Source organism: Cytobacillus eiseniae (assembly GCF_017874625.1).
Lineage (GTDB): Bacteria > Bacillota > Bacilli > Bacillales > Cytobacillaceae > Cytobacillus > Cytobacillus eiseniae.
This window is the reverse complement of the sequence record NZ_JAGIKZ010000025.1, coordinates 38,810-56,617: the sequence shown is the minus strand read 5'-3', so window position 1 is coordinate 56,617 and position 17,808 is coordinate 38,810. Positions and strand designations below refer to the sequence as shown.

General features: G+C 38.3%; 18 protein-coding genes. 4 read left to right on the top strand and 14 right to left on the bottom strand.

What is annotated here, in order from left to right; genetic code table 11:
- Positions 1–283 precede the first annotated feature (283 nt).
- Entirely contained in the window at positions 284–1,159 is an 876-nt protein-coding gene (locus tag J2Z40_RS16150; protein WP_066391807.1) for a nucleotidyltransferase-like protein, read from the bottom strand.
- A 143-nt stretch (positions 1,160–1,302) separates the two neighbouring features.
- Between J2Z40_RS16150 and J2Z40_RS16145 the strand changes: the two genes are divergently transcribed.
- On the top strand, positions 1,303–1,650 hold the full coding sequence (locus tag J2Z40_RS16145) for a YgzB family protein (RefSeq protein WP_066391805.1): 348 nt from the start codon (positions 1,303–1,305) through the stop codon (positions 1,648–1,650).
- A 449-nt stretch (positions 1,651–2,099) separates the two neighbouring features.
- On the opposite strand, the gene perR is transcribed toward J2Z40_RS16145, so the two are convergent.
- The 3 genes from perR to J2Z40_RS16130 all read right to left on the bottom strand — a co-directional run bounded on the left by perR (position 2,100) and on the right by J2Z40_RS16130 (position 4,041).
- On the bottom strand, positions 2,100–2,537 hold the full coding sequence (gene perR / locus J2Z40_RS16140; RefSeq protein WP_157087790.1) for a peroxide-responsive transcriptional repressor PerR: 438 nt from the start codon (positions 2,535–2,537) through the stop codon (positions 2,100–2,102).
- A gap of 553 nt (positions 2,538–3,090) precedes the next feature.
- The gene (gene bcp, locus J2Z40_RS16135; RefSeq protein ID WP_066391800.1) at positions 3,091–3,561 is read right to left on the bottom strand and encodes a thioredoxin-dependent thiol peroxidase; all 471 of its coding nucleotides are present in this window, start codon (positions 3,559–3,561) and stop codon (positions 3,091–3,093) included.
- Between the two features lie 72 nt (positions 3,562–3,633).
- Entirely contained in the window at positions 3,634–4,041 is a 408-nt protein-coding gene (locus tag J2Z40_RS16130) for a potassium channel family protein (RefSeq protein WP_066391797.1), read from the bottom strand.
- Between the two features lie 173 nt (positions 4,042–4,214).
- On the opposite strand from J2Z40_RS16130, the gene J2Z40_RS16125 reads away from it, so the two are divergent.
- Together J2Z40_RS16125 and J2Z40_RS16120 are read left to right on the top strand one after the other, a co-directional pair.
- Complete coding sequence (locus J2Z40_RS16125; RefSeq protein WP_066391795.1) at positions 4,215–5,510, top strand: glutamate-1-semialdehyde 2,1-aminomutase; 1,296 nt, start codon at positions 4,215–4,217, stop codon at positions 5,508–5,510.
- Positions 5,511–5,693: 183 nt separating this feature from the next.
- Positions 5,694–6,764: an FUSC family protein gene (locus J2Z40_RS16120; protein WP_066391792.1), complete on the top strand. Its 1,071-nt coding sequence runs from the start codon at positions 5,694–5,696 to the stop codon at positions 6,762–6,764.
- Between the two features lie 33 nt (positions 6,765–6,797).
- Here J2Z40_RS16120 and J2Z40_RS16115 read toward each other — a convergent pair whose 3' ends face one another.
- The 10 genes from J2Z40_RS16115 to fabL all read right to left on the bottom strand — a co-directional run bounded on the left by J2Z40_RS16115 (position 6,798) and on the right by fabL (position 17,466).
- Positions 6,798–7,697 (bottom strand): ABC transporter permease, encoded by a 900-nt coding sequence (locus J2Z40_RS16115; protein ID WP_066391791.1) that lies wholly within the window; start codon positions 7,695–7,697, stop codon positions 6,798–6,800.
- 15 nt (positions 7,698–7,712) lie between these two features.
- Positions 7,713–8,717 carry an ABC transporter permease gene (locus J2Z40_RS16110; protein WP_066391790.1) on the bottom strand — a complete coding sequence of 335 codons (1,005 nt, stop codon included), beginning with the start codon at positions 8,715–8,717 and terminating at the stop codon, positions 7,713–7,715.
- A 91-nt stretch (positions 8,718–8,808) separates the two neighbouring features.
- Positions 8,809–10,440 carry an ABC transporter substrate-binding protein gene (locus J2Z40_RS16105; RefSeq protein ID WP_066391789.1) on the bottom strand — a complete coding sequence of 544 codons (1,632 nt, stop codon included), beginning with the start codon at positions 10,438–10,440 and terminating at the stop codon, positions 8,809–8,811.
- Between the two features lie 88 nt (positions 10,441–10,528).
- Positions 10,529–11,503 carry a dipeptide ABC transporter ATP-binding protein gene (locus tag J2Z40_RS16100; RefSeq protein WP_066391788.1) on the bottom strand — a complete coding sequence of 325 codons (975 nt, stop codon included), beginning with the start codon at positions 11,501–11,503 and terminating at the stop codon, positions 10,529–10,531.
- A complete protein-coding gene (locus tag J2Z40_RS16095) occupies positions 11,496–12,494 on the bottom strand; it encodes an oligopeptide/dipeptide ABC transporter ATP-binding protein (protein WP_066391785.1) in 999 nt (332 codons plus the stop codon). Before J2Z40_RS16095 ends, J2Z40_RS16100 begins: the two co-directional genes overlap by 8 nt.
- A 386-nt stretch (positions 12,495–12,880) precedes the next feature.
- Positions 12,881–14,629 (bottom strand): ABC transporter ATP-binding protein, encoded by a 1,749-nt coding sequence (locus J2Z40_RS16090; RefSeq protein WP_066391783.1) that lies wholly within the window; start codon positions 14,627–14,629, stop codon positions 12,881–12,883.
- 89 nt (positions 14,630–14,718) lie between these two features.
- Positions 14,719–15,252: a nucleoside tri-diphosphate phosphatase gene (gene ntdP, locus J2Z40_RS16085; RefSeq protein WP_066391781.1), complete on the bottom strand. Its 534-nt coding sequence runs from the start codon at positions 15,250–15,252 to the stop codon at positions 14,719–14,721.
- Between the two features lie 353 nt (positions 15,253–15,605).
- On the bottom strand, positions 15,606–15,857 hold the full coding sequence (locus J2Z40_RS16080) for a YgaB family protein (RefSeq protein WP_066391780.1): 252 nt from the start codon (positions 15,855–15,857) through the stop codon (positions 15,606–15,608).
- Positions 15,858–16,449: 592 nt separating this feature from the next.
- The gene (locus J2Z40_RS16075; RefSeq protein ID WP_066391779.1) at positions 16,450–16,641 is read right to left on the bottom strand and encodes a gamma-type small acid-soluble spore protein; all 192 of its coding nucleotides are present in this window, start codon (positions 16,639–16,641) and stop codon (positions 16,450–16,452) included.
- A gap of 75 nt (positions 16,642–16,716) precedes the next feature.
- Complete coding sequence (gene fabL / locus J2Z40_RS16070; protein WP_066391778.1) at positions 16,717–17,466, bottom strand: enoyl-[acyl-carrier-protein] reductase FabL; 750 nt, start codon at positions 17,464–17,466, stop codon at positions 16,717–16,719.
- A gap of 154 nt (positions 17,467–17,620) precedes the next feature.
- On the opposite strand from fabL, the gene J2Z40_RS16065 reads away from it, so the two are divergent.
- A complete protein-coding gene (locus tag J2Z40_RS16065) occupies positions 17,621–17,806 on the top strand; it encodes a hypothetical protein (RefSeq protein WP_066391774.1) in 186 nt (61 codons plus the stop codon).
- The last annotated feature ends 2 nt before the right edge of the window (positions 17,807–17,808 follow it).

Sequence of the window (17,808 nt, the reverse complement as noted above, 5' to 3'; positions counted from 1 at the left end):
AGCCAGGATCAAACTCTCCAATAAAGAGTTGATTAGCTCTAAAATAAAAAATAAGTTTAAACGTTGACGTTTTTTGTTCGTTCAGTTTTCAAAGATCAATTCTCTCGTTAGCCTCTTTTATTTTAGAGGCGACTTTTATAATATAACATTTGACGTTTTAGAAGTCAATATGTTTTTTAAAAAAGTAATATCCATCAGCTGTGAATTTCTCTTAGATCGTTTCTCAGCGACGGATATTAATATACCAAGTATTTTCGTAAAGGTCAATAGCTTTTATATTTTTTTAATATAATTTTTTCGAGAGTGTATAGTATCGATGATAGACTCCTTGCCCCTTCGTCTCTTTCATCACTACTTCAATCATGCTTTTATCGATTAAGTATTCTAGAAGCATGGTTAAATCTACATTATATAAGCTTACCTCTTCATGATTAATGATCTCATTAATCGACCAAAATTCTTTTTCAGCAAGAACGTCAACTAGATGATTCGTCCCACTTTTCATTTTTGAATGGATGAGGAATTCACTTGCTAAAAATAATAATTCTAACCTTTTATCTAATGGTTCCTCACTCGTTACTAGTTCTTCATATAGCTTCGTAATTTCTGGATCTATTTGTTTCACCTGCTGCCAAACTGTGACCTCGGGATGAAATCCTTGCTCAACAACTGCTAATCTTGCGAGATGATGAAGTGAATGAACAACATGATTGTATGCATCAAGATAATGCCCATTATCAAAAAATGCTCGTCCATCCATATAGCGACGGATTAATTTAGCAAATTCTAATCCCATTTTCAATTTTCGGCCATAGAAAGGAAATTCGATTAATTCTTTTTTTATGCCATGAATATATTCATTGCGGTCAAAGAGAATCTTTCCATTATATAACCAATCAAATATTTTCTTATTCGATCCTAGCAACAGCCATTCATTCAACTGTTGATCTGTAACCATGTACAATGCTGCCTTTTTTCCATAATACGTATAATGTTTCACAAATACAGGAACTTCAGCTTCCGAAACTAATACTAATAGAATGGAATCGAATGTATCTGTAACCGGAACGTCCTTTTCACGTTTATTTATCATTACTATACCAAGTGTATTTGCTTGGCTTGCCCGTTCTTGATAAATGGGACGGAGAATGTCTTCCATCATCATTCCTCCAATTTATTGATGAATATATCTTCGACAAATTTCTTCGATTTCCTGCTTAACTATTTCAAAAATCGTTTTCATTCTTTTTATTTATCTTCTACCAGTCTATATGATATAGTAATTCATTAGGAGGGACATACATGGTTAAATATTCTAGTAAAATTAATAAAATCCGGACATTCGCCCTTGCCCTAATTTTCGTTGGGTTTATTATAATGTACGTAGGGATTTTCTTCAGAGAATCTCCAATACTTATGACGGTCTTTATGTTCTTCGGATTCCTCTTTATGATTGCAAGTATTATTGTATACTTTTGGATTGGTATGCTTTCAACCAAAACTGTTCAAGTAGTTTGTCCTAATTGTAAGAAGCATACAAAAATACTTGGACGGGTGGACATGTGTATGTATTGCAATGAACCATTAACACTTGATCCAAAGCTTGAAGGCGAAGAGTTTGATGAAAAATATAATAAGAAACGGCAGTAACAGGCCGTTTATAAAGTAAGAATCTCCTAGATATACTTAATTATCTATAACAGAAAAGAGGCATCCAAAAGTAGAGATATGACTTCGGGACGCCTCTTATTTATTTAGATAACGAAACTTGCTATTTCATATTTTATCGTTCCAATTTTTGCACGCTTCCATTTTCCCTTAAAAAAGAGACTTCCATTTAAGCTACAGCTTCAGCAAACACAAACATAATCTAGGATCAAAAGAGCATGCGATAACTGCCCCTCTCCACGATATGCGCGAGCTAACCGCGATTGGCGCAATCGTTGCGGAGCAGTACTGAAGTTTAATAGGCGAAAGGTACCGAAGCTGGACGTAGACTAAACTAGTCATAAAGTTATATACAATATGCGATTTTATCATTTCCTAAACAAAAAAACTGTCAGCACAAAGGCTAACAGCATTTTTTTGGCAATATTTATTTAATGAGTTTCCATGTTAGGACATTCAGGACATACTCCGTAAATTTCCATTCGGTGATGACTAATTTTAAATCCTGTTACATGTGAAGCTAAGTGCTCCACCTCATCCAAGCCTGGATAATGGAAATCTACAATTTTCCCACACTTCTCACAAATTACATGATAATGATGAGATGTGACAAAATCAAAGCGACTAGATGAATCCCCATAAGTTAATTCCTTAATAAGCCCTACTTCTCGAAATACTCGCAGGTTATTGTAAACAGTTGCGACACTCATGTTAGGAAATTTTCCTTCTAGTGCTTTATAAATATCGTCGGCAGTTGGGTGTGACATTGAGTTAATTAGATACTCAAGTATCGCATGACGCTGTGGTGTTATACGCACTCCAGTATCTTTTAAAGTATCCAACGCTTCCTTTAATTCAATATGTGCCACCGCCATGCACCTCTTTTCTAAAAAGAATTCTTACTTTATAATCTTTATAAATAGTGTACTCATTTAATAACACTTTTGTCAACATAACAAACTCCAATATACATAAGATTCTCTAATTTAATTTCAACTTTTTGCTCAATAATTCGCAAACCCTCCCTCTTATTATTCGTTTATTATTAATATATGTATGAGGGCAATGTTTAAAAACTGAATGAGTGAGAAACTTAGTTTATTTTTAAAGCTCTTACTAAGTGAGTGTTGCATTTGAATCAAATTTTTAACTAACTAGGTCGGTTGATTGGAGCGGAAGATGCGAGAAACTACTTAAAAATGCTGTCGCATTCCCTTCGTTCGGTGTCAAATCAGGAAACTTAGGACAGCTAAGCCCCACTGATATCAACCTTCACCATCAATGTTCAAAAACAGCAAAAAAAAACGAATCCATTTAGATTCGTTTCAATATTGAGGAGGTATGCCCTAATACAATGATATTCAAATGAAGGTCAGTTGAGTGGACAAAAGCCTTGTTATCTAAAAATAGGCAAGCAAATCATCATGAAAGCTCGTCTCTAATAAATTGAAGGGCTTCTTCCACATGCCCCTTCACCTTGACCTTACGCCATTCCTTCACTAACTCGCCCTCTTTATTAATAATAAAGGTAGAACGTTCAATGCCCATATATTCTTTTCCAAAGTTTTTCTTTAGCTTCCATACATCGTACGCTTCTGCTACTCGATGATCCTCATCTGCAAGTAATACAAACGGCAGTTCATATTTGCTTATAAATTTCTCATGTCGAGTAAGTGAGTCCGGACTAACACCGATAATGACTGCATTTACATCTGCAAAACTTTCGTATTGATCTTTAAAATCACATGCCTGTGTCGTACAGCCTGGTGTCATATCCTTTGGATAAAAATAAAGAACGACATGTTTTCCACGATAATCTGATAACTTAATGGTTTCTCCATTGCTTCCAGCCAATTCGAATGCTGGAGCAAGCTCACCAATTTTCGCTGTCATACGTATTCCTCCTATTCAAGCGCACTTCTTTTCTTCCTATATAAGCCTATCCAATTTCTCTTTGAAAAACAATTATTTCGAATCCATTTCAAATACTGCCCTAAACACAAAGGCAGCAGGAATCGTGTAGCCGATCAACGCCTCAAGAACAGCAATCATTCTGCCAATCCCAATCGGAGAAATATCTCCATATCCGACGGAAAATAAAGTAACCGCACTGAAATAAAAACCTGTTTCTAGCCGCTGGATAAATGGCCCATACCATCCTTCCGTATCTTCCATAAACACATTAAAACCATTTAATTCTAGAAGAATATAAATTAAACCAAAGCCAATCATCACAGTTAAATAAATACATGCTAAATATAAAAAATTCTCAAAGGAAACCCGCTTCCCTTTAATCTTATGTGGCAAGAATAATGTTCGTAAGCTCATAAGCATACAAAATACAATCAGCACTAGGGATATATAAAATACCATACCGCTCCCTCTTTCCCACTTTACTCTCTTCATTTATACGCTACATTGAGATTTTGTATGACTGCTCGTACCGATTTACGACTGTTATAAAGTTGATTTACAGCAATCTCCTCATGAACATGATAAGATAATAATGCTTATCATCTATTCGTTAATTTTCAAGGAGGATCTATATGCAATTTACAAATTCTGAACGTATACATAAAAAGGCACTTGAACACATCGTTGGTGGTGTGAATAGTCCTTCCCGCTCCTATAAAGCCGTTGGCGGCGGAGCACCTGTTGTCATGGAACGCGCACAGGGTGCTTATTTCTGGGATGTAGACGGAAATCAATACATCGATTATCTCGCTGCTTACGGGCCGATTATTACGGGGCACGCACATCCACATATTACTGAAGCAATTAAGAAAGCGGCAGAAACTGGTGTGCTTTACGGAACACCTACCCCTCATGAGGTGAAATTTGCAGAAATGCTAAAGGAAGCGATGCCTAATTTAGAAAAGGTTCGCTTCGTCAATTCGGGAACAGAAGCAGTAATGACAACCATTCGTGTAGCCCGCGCCTATACAGGAAGAGATAAAATCATTAAATTTGCTGGCTGTTATCACGGGCATTCCGATTTAGTATTAGTCGCTGCTGGCTCTGGTCCGTCTACATTAGGAACACCTGACTCTGCTGGCGTACCGAAAAGTATCGCTCAAGAAGTGATTACGGTTCCTTTCAATGATATCGAACCATATAAGGAAGCGTTAGAAAAATGGGGCGATCAAATTGCTGCCGTTCTTGTCGAACCGATCGTCGGAAACTTCGGCATTGTTGAACCTAAACCTGGCTTCCTTGAGCAAGTGAATGAATTAACACATGCAGCTGGTGCACTTGTCATTTACGATGAAGTCATTACAGCCTTCCGTTTCATGTATGGTGGCGCTCAAGATCTCTTAGGTGTGACACCAGATTTAACAGCAATGGGGAAAATTATTGGTGGCGGACTGCCAATTGGCGCTTACGGCGGGAAAAAGGAAATCATGGAAACAGTGGCACCATTAGGTCCTGCGTATCAAGCAGGAACAATGGCAGGAAACCCTGCTTCCATTCTTTCAGGCATCGCCTGTCTTGAAGTATTAAAACAAAATGGCGTGTATGAGCATCTAGATCAATTAGGTGAAATGCTTGAGGCTGGCATTGCTTCCGCTGCGAAAGACTATCACATTCCAATAACAATCAACCGCTTAAAAGGCGCGTTAACCGTTTATTTCACGAATGAAAAAGTCGTTAACTATGAACAAGCAGAAAACACAGATGGAGAAATGTTTGCTCAATTCTTCAAACTAATGTTACAGCAAGGAATTAACTTGGCACCTTCTAAATATGAAGCATGGTTTGTAACTATTGCCCATACGAAGGAAGACATTGATGCAACGATTCATGCTGTTCGGAATGCATTTGAACAATTAGTAGAAAAATAATCCAAAATGTTAGAATTGGAGCGATGATTCGCTCCTTTTCCTTTAAATTTTCCGCAAAGAGAAAAGTTCAAAAAAATGCCCATTGTACTTCTTTCATTATCCATGTATAGTACAGTAATGTTGTATACTAATCAAAAGAATCATATATATGGATTATCATAACAAGAAGGGAAATATAGACATATGAAGCTTGGCGCCCGCATTTTCAAAACGGGAATTGCAATTATTCTATCATTGTTTTTATCTGAGATTTTTCAGTTTCCATCCCCTGTTTTCGCAGCCATCGCAGCCATTTTTGCGGTACAGCCGACAATCTATCGTTCATTCATTACGATTATTGAACAAATTCAAGGGAATGTAATTGGAGCAATTATTGCTGTACTATTTGTCGTGTTATTCGGAAATGATATCGTCATTATTGGACTAGCTGCAATTATCGTCATTACGATTAATTTAAAGCTAAAGCTCGAAAACACGATCTCTTTGTCACTCGTTACTTTAATTGCCATTATGGAAACACCTGGAGACGAATTTATCCAATTTGCTATCATTCGTTTTTCAACGATTATGCTAGGAGTTTTTGCTGCTTTTGTCGTGAATTTAGTTTTCCTTCCGCCAAAATATGAAAAGAAGCTCTATTTCAAGGTTTCAGATATTACAGAAGAGACAACGAAGTGGATTCGACTAACGATCCGACATGCTTCAGAGCATCGCTTACTTAAAAATGACATAGAAAAAATGAAAGAGGCCGTTAGAAGCCTTGATAATTTATATGTTATGTACAAGGAAGAGCGAAATTACTTTAAGAAAACAACACTAGCCAAATCCCGAAAGCTTGTCATCTATAGACAAATGATTTCAACAGTCAAACGATCACTTGAAATGCTTAGAAGGCTCCATCGCTTCGAGAATGACCTTCAAGAAATGCCGGATGAGTTCCAGCATGCGGTCCAACAGCAGCTTGATTGCCTCATTCATTACCATGAACATGTCATGTTGAAATTCATTGGCAAGGTGCGGCCAAATGTAACATTTGAAGAAGGAGAAATTATCTTAAATAGCAAAGAACTGCTTAATCTCTTTTTCTCTCACCAAAAAGAAGCAAAAGTCGAAGATGAAATGATTCTCTCACATACGATGCAAATTCTCTCCGCCATTATCAATTACGATGAGCAGGTCGTCCATCTGGATAAACTAATTACAAGCTTTCAAACCTATCATAAAAAAACAAGTGAGATTACTATTGAAGAATAAAAAAAGCAGCTGAGGTCAGCTGCTTTTTTATGTTTAACTTTTCATCCTCGGATCAAGCGCATCTCTTAGGCCATCACCCATTAAATTAAATCCTAAAACGGTTAACATAATCGCAATCCCTGGGAAAACCATTGTCCAAGGAGCTTGCATTAATAATGGTCTTGCATCTGAAAGCATTTTCCCCCATTCTGGGTTCGGAGCCGTAGCACCTAATCCAAGAAAGCCTAATGCAGCCGCTTCAATAATTGCTGTTGCAATTGCAAGTGTTCCTTGCACAATAATTGGCGCCATACTATTAGGGAGAACATGCCTGAACAAAATACGGTTATTTTTCATTCCGACTGCTTTTGCAGCCATAATATACTCTTCCTGCTTTACACTTAGCACCCTCGATCTAATCAATCTCCCAAAGTTCGGCACATTGATAATCGCAATCGCAATTAAGGCATTTTTAAGGGAAGGCCCTAAAACTGCGACGATCGCAATCGCTAATAGAATACTTGGAAAAGCGAGCATAATGTCAAAAATTCGAGAAATAATTGTGTCCACCCATTTGCCATAATAGCCTGCAATAATACCTAGCAAACAGCCGACAACAATGGAACCCATTACAGCAAGAAAACCAACCCATAATGAAATTCTTGTTCCATAAATGACCCTTGAAAAGATATCTCGTCCAAAATCATCGGTTCCAAACCAATGCTCTCCAGATGGTGCCTGTAAACGTTTCGAGAGCATTTGCTCATTAATGCCTTGTGGGGCAATGAATGGTGCAAAAATAGCAAGAACAATAAAGAAAAGGACAATTAATGCACCGATTAAAGCTAATTTATTCTTTCGAAAGCTTCTCCATGCTTCAAGCCAGGGGGAAACTACTTTTTCTTCTTCTGGTATGACAGGTGGCTGTAAATTTTTTTGAGTAGAAAGTTCCAAGTATGCTCCCCCTCTCTAGTTATACTTAATACGTGGATCAATTGCAGCATAGAGCAAGTCCACGACTAAGTTAATCATGACAAATATAAAGGCAATGACTAGAATTCCAGATTGAATGACAGGATAATCACGAGCGTTAATTGCATCATAGATATATCGACCCATTCCCGGCCAGCTAAAAATCGTTTCTGTTAAAATGGCTCCCCCTAATAAAAGACCCGATTGCAAGCCAATAATCGTAAGCACTGGAATGATCGCATTTTTTAAAGAGTGCTTATATACGACCCAAAACATTCTTAATCCCTTTGCTCTCGCTGTACGAATAAAATCAGATCGCATGACTTCAAGCATGGAGGAACGTGTAATCCTTGCAATGATTGCCATTGGAATGGTTGCTAGTGCAAAGGCAGGAAGGATTAAATGCTTAATTACGTCCCAAAATTGATCCATTCTTCCTTGCAATAGTGTATCAATCATATAAATATTCGTAATCGACTCCACCGGGTTCCTAACTTCCTCTCTCCCTGAGGTTGGAAGCCAATCAAGATTAATCGCGAAAACCCATTGCTCCATTAGACCAAGCCAGAATATCGGCATCGATACACCGATTAATGCAAGGACCATCGCAATATAGTCAAACCATGAATTTTGGTACCATGCACTAATGATTCCAGCATTGACACCAATGAAAATCGCGATTGCCATCGCACATACCGAAAGCTCAATTGTTGCTGCTAAATAGGGCCAGATTTCTTGGCTGATAGCTGTCTTTGTCTTAATTGATTCACCTAAATCCCCGGTAAGAAGCCCACCAAGATATGTAAAGTATTGGATATACCAAGGCTGATCAAGTCCAAGCTGCTTGGTTAATTCAGCGACTGCCTCTTTTGTAGCCAGCTGCCCAAGGATAATTTGTGCTGGATCCCCAGGAATCGCTCGAATCATAAAAAAGACGATTAAGGATAAACCTAGTAATACAGGTATTAATGACATAACCCGTTTAATTGTGTATGAAAGCATATTCTCACCTCACTGGAAGGTTGTCCAAAGATTATTTTCTACATAGAAGGAATAGAAAAGGGAGTCACTGCTGAACTCCCTTTTCATTTGCTTATTTTAATTCAACGCCTGAAAGTAAGTCAGATCCTACTGGATGTGGAAGGAAATTAGAGATACCCGCTTTACCCGCAAGGATTGGTCTTGAGTGAACAAGTGGAATCCATGGAGCATCATCTTTAATAATGACTTGTGCTTGCTTATAAAGTTCTTCACGCTCCGCTTGATCAGGGCTTGCTTGAGCTTTTAATAATAAATCATGTACTTCATCGTTTTTGTAGTATGTGTAGTTATTTGAACCAATTGCATCCTCATCTAGAAGTACATATAAGAAGTTGTCTGCATCCCCATTATCACCCGTCCAACCAAGTAAGAATGTATCTGCTTCTCCATTATTTGCCTTTTCTAAATAAGTACCCCACTCATACGATACAATTTCTGCTTTTACGCCAATGGCAGCGAAGTTTGCTTGTAATGCTTCAGCAACCTTCTGTCCATCTGGCATGTATGGACGTGGAACAGGCATTGCCCATAGTTCCATTTCAAAACCATTCTCATAACCTGCTTCTTTCAATAATTCTTTTGCCTTTTCTGGATCATACGCATAATCTTCAACCGCATCATTGTATCCAGCTACTACTGGAGGCATTGGGTTGATTGCTGGATCTGCTGCACCAGCATAGAATGCGTCGATTAGCGCTGTTTTGTCAACAGCATGGTTAAGTGCTTGACGAACTAGTTTGTCTTGTAATGGACCACGAGTATTTGTCAAACCAAGATACGCAACATTAAGTGTTGGTCTTTCGAATACTTGTAAATCAGGGTTTCCTTCGATTGTTGGCACATCACTAAAGTTCACACCATCGATTAAATCAACTTCTCCAGAAGCAAGTGCATTCAGACGTGCTGAGTTTTCTGGAATGGATCGGAAAATAACTGAATCTAATTTTGGTAATCCTTCTTGCCAGTAATCAGCAAATTTTTCAATTGTAATACGGTCATTACGCTTCCACTCTTTGAATACGAATGGACCTGTTCCAACTGGGTTTTCTTGGAATTTCTCCCCATGTGTTTCAATTGCAGTTGGGCTCGCAATGCCGAAAGGAGACATCGCTAAGTTTTTGTAGAATGGCGCGATTGGTGTATTTAAGTTAAATTCCACCGTATATTCATCAACAGCTACTACACTATCGATTTTGTCGCCAAATTGAGAGTTATAGTAATAGAATTGCTCTGCATTCCCTGCGCTCCAGCGTTCAAAGTTGAAGACAACAGCCTCTGCATTGAAGTCTGTTCCGTCATGGAACTTAACACCTTCACGTAATTTTAATGTGTGCTTTAAACCATCTTCACTCGTATCCCATTCAGTAGCAAGTCCAGCTTCGATTTCAGTGTCTTGCTCGCCAAAGTTAATCAATGTTTCAAATAAGTTTACTGTTACTTTAAAAGCTTCACCTTCTGTTGTTGAAGCTGGGTCAAGTGAAGTTGAATCTCCTCCGCGACCGAATACAAGTGTGCCACCAGTAGCTGTTTCTTCTGGCTCTTCTGCCACTTCTCCTGTTTCCCCATCCTTATTGCTGTCTGTTTCCTTCGGAGCATCCGTTTCTTCGCTTTTGCTACATCCAATCAATGCTAAGGATAATAGCAAAGCAAACACTAGCCATAAAAATCCTTTACGCTTATTCATCGTTTTCCCCCTTTTTTCTATTACCAGAAGCTTCAACTTCTGATTCTTGCAATCTATCATTCATGCAGAATTTGTCATTTGCAAAAGCTTAATTTGTTTTATACAAATGACAAGCTACAAAATGACCAGGCTCGATTTCCTCTAATTGAGGCCTTTCCGTTTTACAAACAGACATGCATTCCTTACATCTCGTATGAAAAGCACAGCCCATTGGTGGATTGGCTGGACTTGGGATATCACCTGTCAAAAGCTCCCTTTCCTTTTTCAAGCTAGGATCTGGGACAGGGACAGCACCTAATAATGCATTTGTATATGGATGCAACGGCTTTTCATAAAGCTTTTCAGCCGTCGTAATCTCTACTAATCTGCCAAGATACATGACACCTACTCGATCGCTAATATGTTTCACTACTCCAAGATCATGTGCGATAAATATGTATGTAAGCTGAAACTCCTTTTGTAGATCCTCGAGTAGATTTAATACTTGTGACTGAATGGATACATCCAATGCAGACACAGGCTCATCAGCAATAATCAATTTCGGTTTCGTCATTAATGCCCGGGCAATACCAATCCGCTGTCTTTGTCCTCCACTGAATTGATGGGGATAGCGCTTGGCATGATAGCCGCTTAAGCCAACAACCTCAAGCATTTCCTTGACCCTTTTCCTTCGTTCCTCTTTATCGCCTATGCCATGAACAATTAGCGGCTCTTCCAATATCTTTTCAACTGTATGACGTGGGTTCAATGACGCGAATGGATCTTGAAAAACCATTTGCATTTCCTTCCGCATCTTCCGCATTTCACTATCAGATAGATTCGTTAGTTCTTTTCCTTCAAAAAGTACTTTCCCCTCTGTCGGTTCAATGAGACGCATTAACATTCTGCCTGTTGTCGATTTCCCACAGCCAGACTCTCCTACAAGGCCAAGTGTTTCGCCTTTGTTAACGAAGAATGTAATATCATCAACAGCCTTCACTTCCCCAACCTTTTTGCCAAAAATACCACCTGTGATCGGAAAGTACTTTTTTAATTGATTGACTTCAAGCAATACCTCAGCCACTAACTGCACCTCCTTGTTCATGCAAGAAACACCTTACAGTGTGCTCCTCAGCGCCATTCACTTTATACAGTGGAGGATTATCTGTTAGACAGCGATCATGAACAAATTCACATCTTGCTGCAAACCGGCAGCCCGTCTTAATCGACCCTGGTTTTGGTACATTGCCTGGTATGGAATAAAGACGTTCTTTATTTTCACGGACATCTGGCACAGACTGCAATAAACCAAGAGTATAAGGATGCTTTGGGTTTTTAAATATTTCCATTACTGGTGCTTCCTCTACTACCTTTCCTGCATACATGACGATTACACGTTCACATACTTCAGCAACTACACCTAAGTCATGGGTAATGAGGACAATCGCCGTATCAAGCTTTTCATTAAGATCTTTCATTAATGAAAGAATCTGCGCTTGAATAGTTACATCTAGTGCAGTAGTCGGTTCGTCCGCAATTAGTAATTTAGGATGGCAGGAAAGAGCCATCGCAATCATTACCCTTTGTCTCATTCCCCCTGAAAGCTGATGAGGGTAGTCATTCATAATTTGTTCAGCTCTTGGCAAACCAACGAGTTTAAGCATATCCACCGCTTGCTGGAAGGCTTCCTTTTTCCCTATTTTTGTATGTATTTTGATTCCTTCGATCAGCTGATTCCCAATCGTGAAAAGCGGATTTAATGAAGTCATTGGCTCTTGAAAAATCATTGCCACTTCATTCCCTCTAATTTCACGCATCCTTTTTTCTGATGAAGCAACTAAATTCTCACCATTCAGTAAGATTTCTCCCCCAACAATTTTCCCAGGAGGCTGTGGGATTAGCTTCATGATCGATAATGAAGTCACACTTTTTCCGCAACCAGACTCTCCTACAATGCCAAGAATCTCTCCTTTATTAACAGAGAAACTCACTTCATCTACTGCAGGTATTTCTCCATCTTCTGAAAAAAATGATGTTCTTAACTGTTTTACATCCAATACTGGAGCATTAGTCACAGTGATACTCCTTTCTAGGTGTTCCACCCGTTGAATAGATTCTGAAAAATCAGAACCATATATCATTTGTTTTTTATTCTATTAAAAAAAATTATAGAAGTCCACATATTTCGCCTGAATTATATGAATATATTAAAAATTTTATATTTTTCGACAGGACGTGGCAAAAAATGACACCTTTCTCCTGATGCCCTTAACCTATACTAGTTTATGATTTAGTTAGGCAAATATGACTAAAAGCAACAAGCTTGAGTACCGCAAGCAGACTAATAATTGGAAGACATTCGAAAATTGAAAAGTAGCTTGCACTAGAACATTCATTGACTCAAAATTATTCGTTTTGTAAAAAAAAGGGTTGACTCACTGATTGAGTCAACCCTTTTTGCTTACTTTTCCAACTGCTGAACTTGAAAAAGCTTATAGTAATTCCCTTGTTTATTCATTAAATCTTCATGACTGCCAACTTCGACAATTTCTCCATGCTCAATTAAGATAATCCGATCCGCATGAGTAATTGTTGATAAACGATGGGCAACGATGAAGGTCGTCCGATCCTTTGCTAACTGCTCAAGTGCCTCTTGAATTAAATGCTCACTTTCTAAATCTAGTGCGGAGGTTGCTTCATCTAATACTAAAATAGGGGGATTCTTTAAGAACACTCTCGCAATTGCTACTCGCTGCTTTTGCCCACCTGAAAGCTTCACACCGCGTTCCCCTACTTTTGTATCATACCCTTCCGGCAAATTCATAATAAATTCATGGGCATTGGCTGCCTTTGCAGCTTCAATGACCTCTTCATCAGTTGCATTAGGCTTTCCAAGAAGAATATTTGTTTTCACAGATTCACTAAATAGAATATTATCTTGTAATACCATCCCAATTTTATCCCTTAACGTACGTACTTTAAATGAACGAATATCATTGCCATCTAGAAGGATTCTTCCTTCCGAAACATCATAGAAACGGGGGATAAGTCCGACTAAGGAGGATTTCCCGCCTCCGCTCATCCCTACAAGGGCAATTGTCTCTCCTTTTTGGGCATGAAGGTTAATGTTCTTTAAGACTTGTTCTTCCTTTTCACCATATGAAAAACTCACCTTTTCAAATTCAATATTCCCTTGAATATTCTTGCATTCGATTGCGTCTTTTGAATCTGTAATATCGTATTTCTCGTCGATTAGATCAAATACTCGGTCCATCGATGCAATGGCTTGAGTTAATGTTGTTGATGAATTCACAAGTCTTCTTAACGGATTATACAATCGATCAATATACGCAATGAATGCAGCCATTGTTCCAACAGAAAGATTCCCTTGAATGACTTGATAGCCTGAATAGCCAATGACGATTAAAGGCGCGATATCTGTAATTGTATTCACGACGGCGAAAGCTTTCGCATTCCATTTCGTATGATCAATTGCCTTCGATAAAAAATTGCTATTTTGTTTATCAAACTGTGTTTGTTCATAGTCTTCAATGGCAAAACTCTTAATAACTGCCATCCCCTGGACTCTTTCATGTAAATAGCCTTGCACCTCAGCAAGTGCCTGTGATCGCCTTCTCGTCAGCTTCCGTAAATTTCCGAAAAAGTATTTGACCGAAAAGCCGTAAAAAGGAAATAGAATTAAGGAGACAAGCGTTAATGTCGTATCCATTTGCCACATAATAACAATCGCAATGATAATGGTTGAAATATCTAACCATAAATTCATAAGCCCTGTAACAACAAAGGTCTTCGTTTGTTCGACATCATTAATGATCCTCGAAATCACTTCCCCAACTCTTGTATTTGAATAATATTTAAAACTTAGCTTTTGAATATGTGTGAACAGCTTATCTCTAATATCGTATAAAATTTTGCTTGCGACCCATTGGGCAAAATATTGCCGATAATATTCAATTGGCGGGCGTACAATCACAAAAATAATAATCATGATACCCATAATGAGAAATAGCTTGCTCGTTTGTTCCGCACTGCTTAAATTCGGATTACCTGCTATGTCATCGATCACATATTTGATTAATAACGGCGTCATTAAAGGGATCGCAAATTTTATTATACCAATAATGAGTGTCACTATAATTTGTAGCCGATATGGTTTTACAAATTCCATATAACGCTTAATACTGTCCAACTTTTTCCTCCTCTTGCCTTTATCTCTCCCCACATAAAAACCTGTTGATAGTAAGCTCAACAGGCATTATGTCTGCATTCATTTCCTTTTTAATAGCGTCTGTAAGTTAAATACCTTTCATACCACATATCAATAAAATCTGGTGCAAATGGACCTTTTCTTTGACGGATCCAGTGAATTAATTGATCCACATTGGATTTAAGAATCCGATCAATCGGCTCAGGGTAATTCATCTCTTGACGATGCCGTTCATACTCATCCTCGTCTAGCAAGTTAAATGTCATGTCTGGAAACACTTTAATATCAAGATCATAATCAATATACTTGACGGCCTCTCCATCAAAAATAAATGGTGAGCTAAGATTGCAATAATAATAAATGCCATCTTCACGGATCATGCCGATCACATTGAACCAGTATTGTGAATGAAAATAACAAATGGCTGGTTCCCTTGTCACCCAGGTTCTTCCATCTGATTCAGTTACAATCGTCCGATCATTTCCACCTATTACTAGATTTTGTGTTCCTTTTAATATGGTTGTTTCATCCCAGACGCGATGGATGTGCCCATTATGCTTATAGCTATGAATTTGTATTGGTTCTCCTTCTATGGGTACGGCCATTCTTCTCCCCTACTTTCATATACCCGGGCTTTGAACCCTAGCTAGAAATGCGCAAAGCACCTCACCCAAGGGCGCCAAACATAAGATAAGCCAGCAGAAAGGTTGTCCTTAACCTTTCGACGGATTAGCTATGACTTGGATCCCTTAGGCGCTGAAGCTAGACATCGCCTAGTTCATCTAGTTGCTATACGAATTTCAAAAAACAAAATATTTCCCTAATTCAACTAAAGGCTACAAAGTACGAATCCTTTTTCTATCTATTATAACGGTTATAGGCAGAATTTAAAACAAAGAGCCATTGAAAACATCAATGGCTCTTTGAAAAAATTGCAGGAATGATTAACATATGTATTCTATACAGAAACATTTACCTCCTGATAGGAACGAATGACTTCCTCTGTTTGACTCTCAAATATTTTGTGAATTTCTCTTAATTCATTCTTCTTATTGGCAATTTCCATTTGTAAACTTTCTAGCTCTGTTTCCTGCTGCAGCATTTTTAACTGCTCTTCAATTTCCTCGCACCGCTCAAGCTCACCTTGTAAATACAAAAGTTTCTCCATCGTTTGCATTTGTTCTGTTACTAAATGGTCAAAGCTTTTCATTGTTTGTCACCGTCCCATTTATTTTTCAATTGTATGTATTCGTTCTTCACTCTTTACTATCCTTTGACTAGTTATGTTGAGGAAAAGGAAGTTTTGTCGAATGGAGAGCCACCCTTATCTATACTAGTTATTTCTCTTCTTTCGGTAATCTAAACATAGGAAAAGCATAGGCGCTGGAGCTAGACAGTTCTCTATCTCAAAAGATATACTATTTTATCTTTTTAAAAGGATGTTTTCGCAAACTTTGTAGCTATTTTACACATAATTTTGGTAAAGGTTGATTTCCACTCCAGGTTGCTCCCTTTCCGCGGGGTAGGCGCTGAGCCTCCTCGTGCTCACGCTCCTGTGGGGTCTCAGCTGTCCTACGCATCCCGCAGGAGTCTCGCTACCTTCCGCTCCAATCAACCGATCTATTTGGTAAACCATTCATTCTAACATTTGATTTAAAAAAACAATCTTATAGAACTAAGCCTTAAAAAAAAGCATGACTGAGCTTTATTTCAGCAGCTTGTGATTATTTTATTCGGCTTTATGCAAGTTTACAAAAAAGCGAAAAGGCACCCTTCCGATTGAAGAGCGCCTTTTCCAAAAATTATTGATTGAAGTTACCAGAGTTTTTCCCTTTGCGGGCTTCTGCTTGTTGATTTTGTTGTCTTACTTCTTGTGCATTTGTTTCACTAGCAAATTCTGTACCAAATTGGCCTTGTCCCGCAGATTGTGCATTTTGTTGTCTCACTTGTTGAATATTCGTACCAGCTTTTGATTGATTTGGTTGTTTTGCCATCGTTATCACCTCCACGCATATTAATTTATCCAAGCGTGGAGGAAATATCCTCATCTAATAAAATTTTTTCTGGGCTTATACTAATAAAGAGATGCCCCCGTCAACAATGATCGTTTGACCGCGAATCATACTTGATTCATCCTTTAATAAAAACATAACCGCATTTACCATATCATCAATTTCAACCATTCGGCCTGCAGGTGTTTTTTTCCTTGCCTCAGCCAGCAGTTCTTCACGATTAGGAAAATGCTTTAATGCTTCCGTATCAACCGCTCCTCCAGAAACCGCATTGACAGTAATATTTTTTTCTGCCAACTCGACCGCTAAATAACGTGTCAATGCTTCCAATGCAGCTTTTGACACACCAACCACGGTGTAATTTTCTAAATAGCGAATCGATCCTAGCGAGCTTATACTTACAATTTTCCCGCCATTATTCTTCTCCATTAACTTGGCTGCTTCTTGTGCACAGAACAATAAAGCTTTGCTATTAATATTCATTGTCCAATTCCAATGTGATTCTTCAAGCTCCATAACAGGGCGCTGAACACCTGATGCCGCATTATTAACGAATACATCTAGTCTGCCAAATTCTTTATCAATTTCTTCAAAGAGATGTTTGATCTTTTCTACATCTCCAACATTTGCTTTCACAGTTAATGCCTTTCTTCCGAGTGCTTCGATTTCTGCTGCCGTTTCTAATGCTGCTGTTTTACTTCGAGCATAGTTGATAACAATATCATAGCCTTCCTTCGCAAGCTTCAATGCTGTTGCCTTCCCGATTCCTCTACTGCTTCCTGTAACTAGTGCTACTTTCTGTGTCATTTAAAAAACCCTTTCCTTTTCAGCGAATCAACGGATTGAACGCATCTATTATTTTTTTATTTTAGCTTTTCGATGTATATGAAGCAAACTAGAACAAACCATATAGAAGACTTGAATGAATCCTCTCCATCTGAATTATGAAAGGAAGATGAACATGTATAACGGGCGCGATATGACCGAATTATCAATGATGGCGAAAACAGATTGGGCGAATGACGAGCTTGCCTTTTTCCATCACTCTTTCCAACAGATTGTCCCCTATTTGAATACAGAAGGTCAAACAATCCAAAGGGAAATCATCGAAGAAATTCAAAATCGCGGAGGGCTAAAAAAACTTTAGCT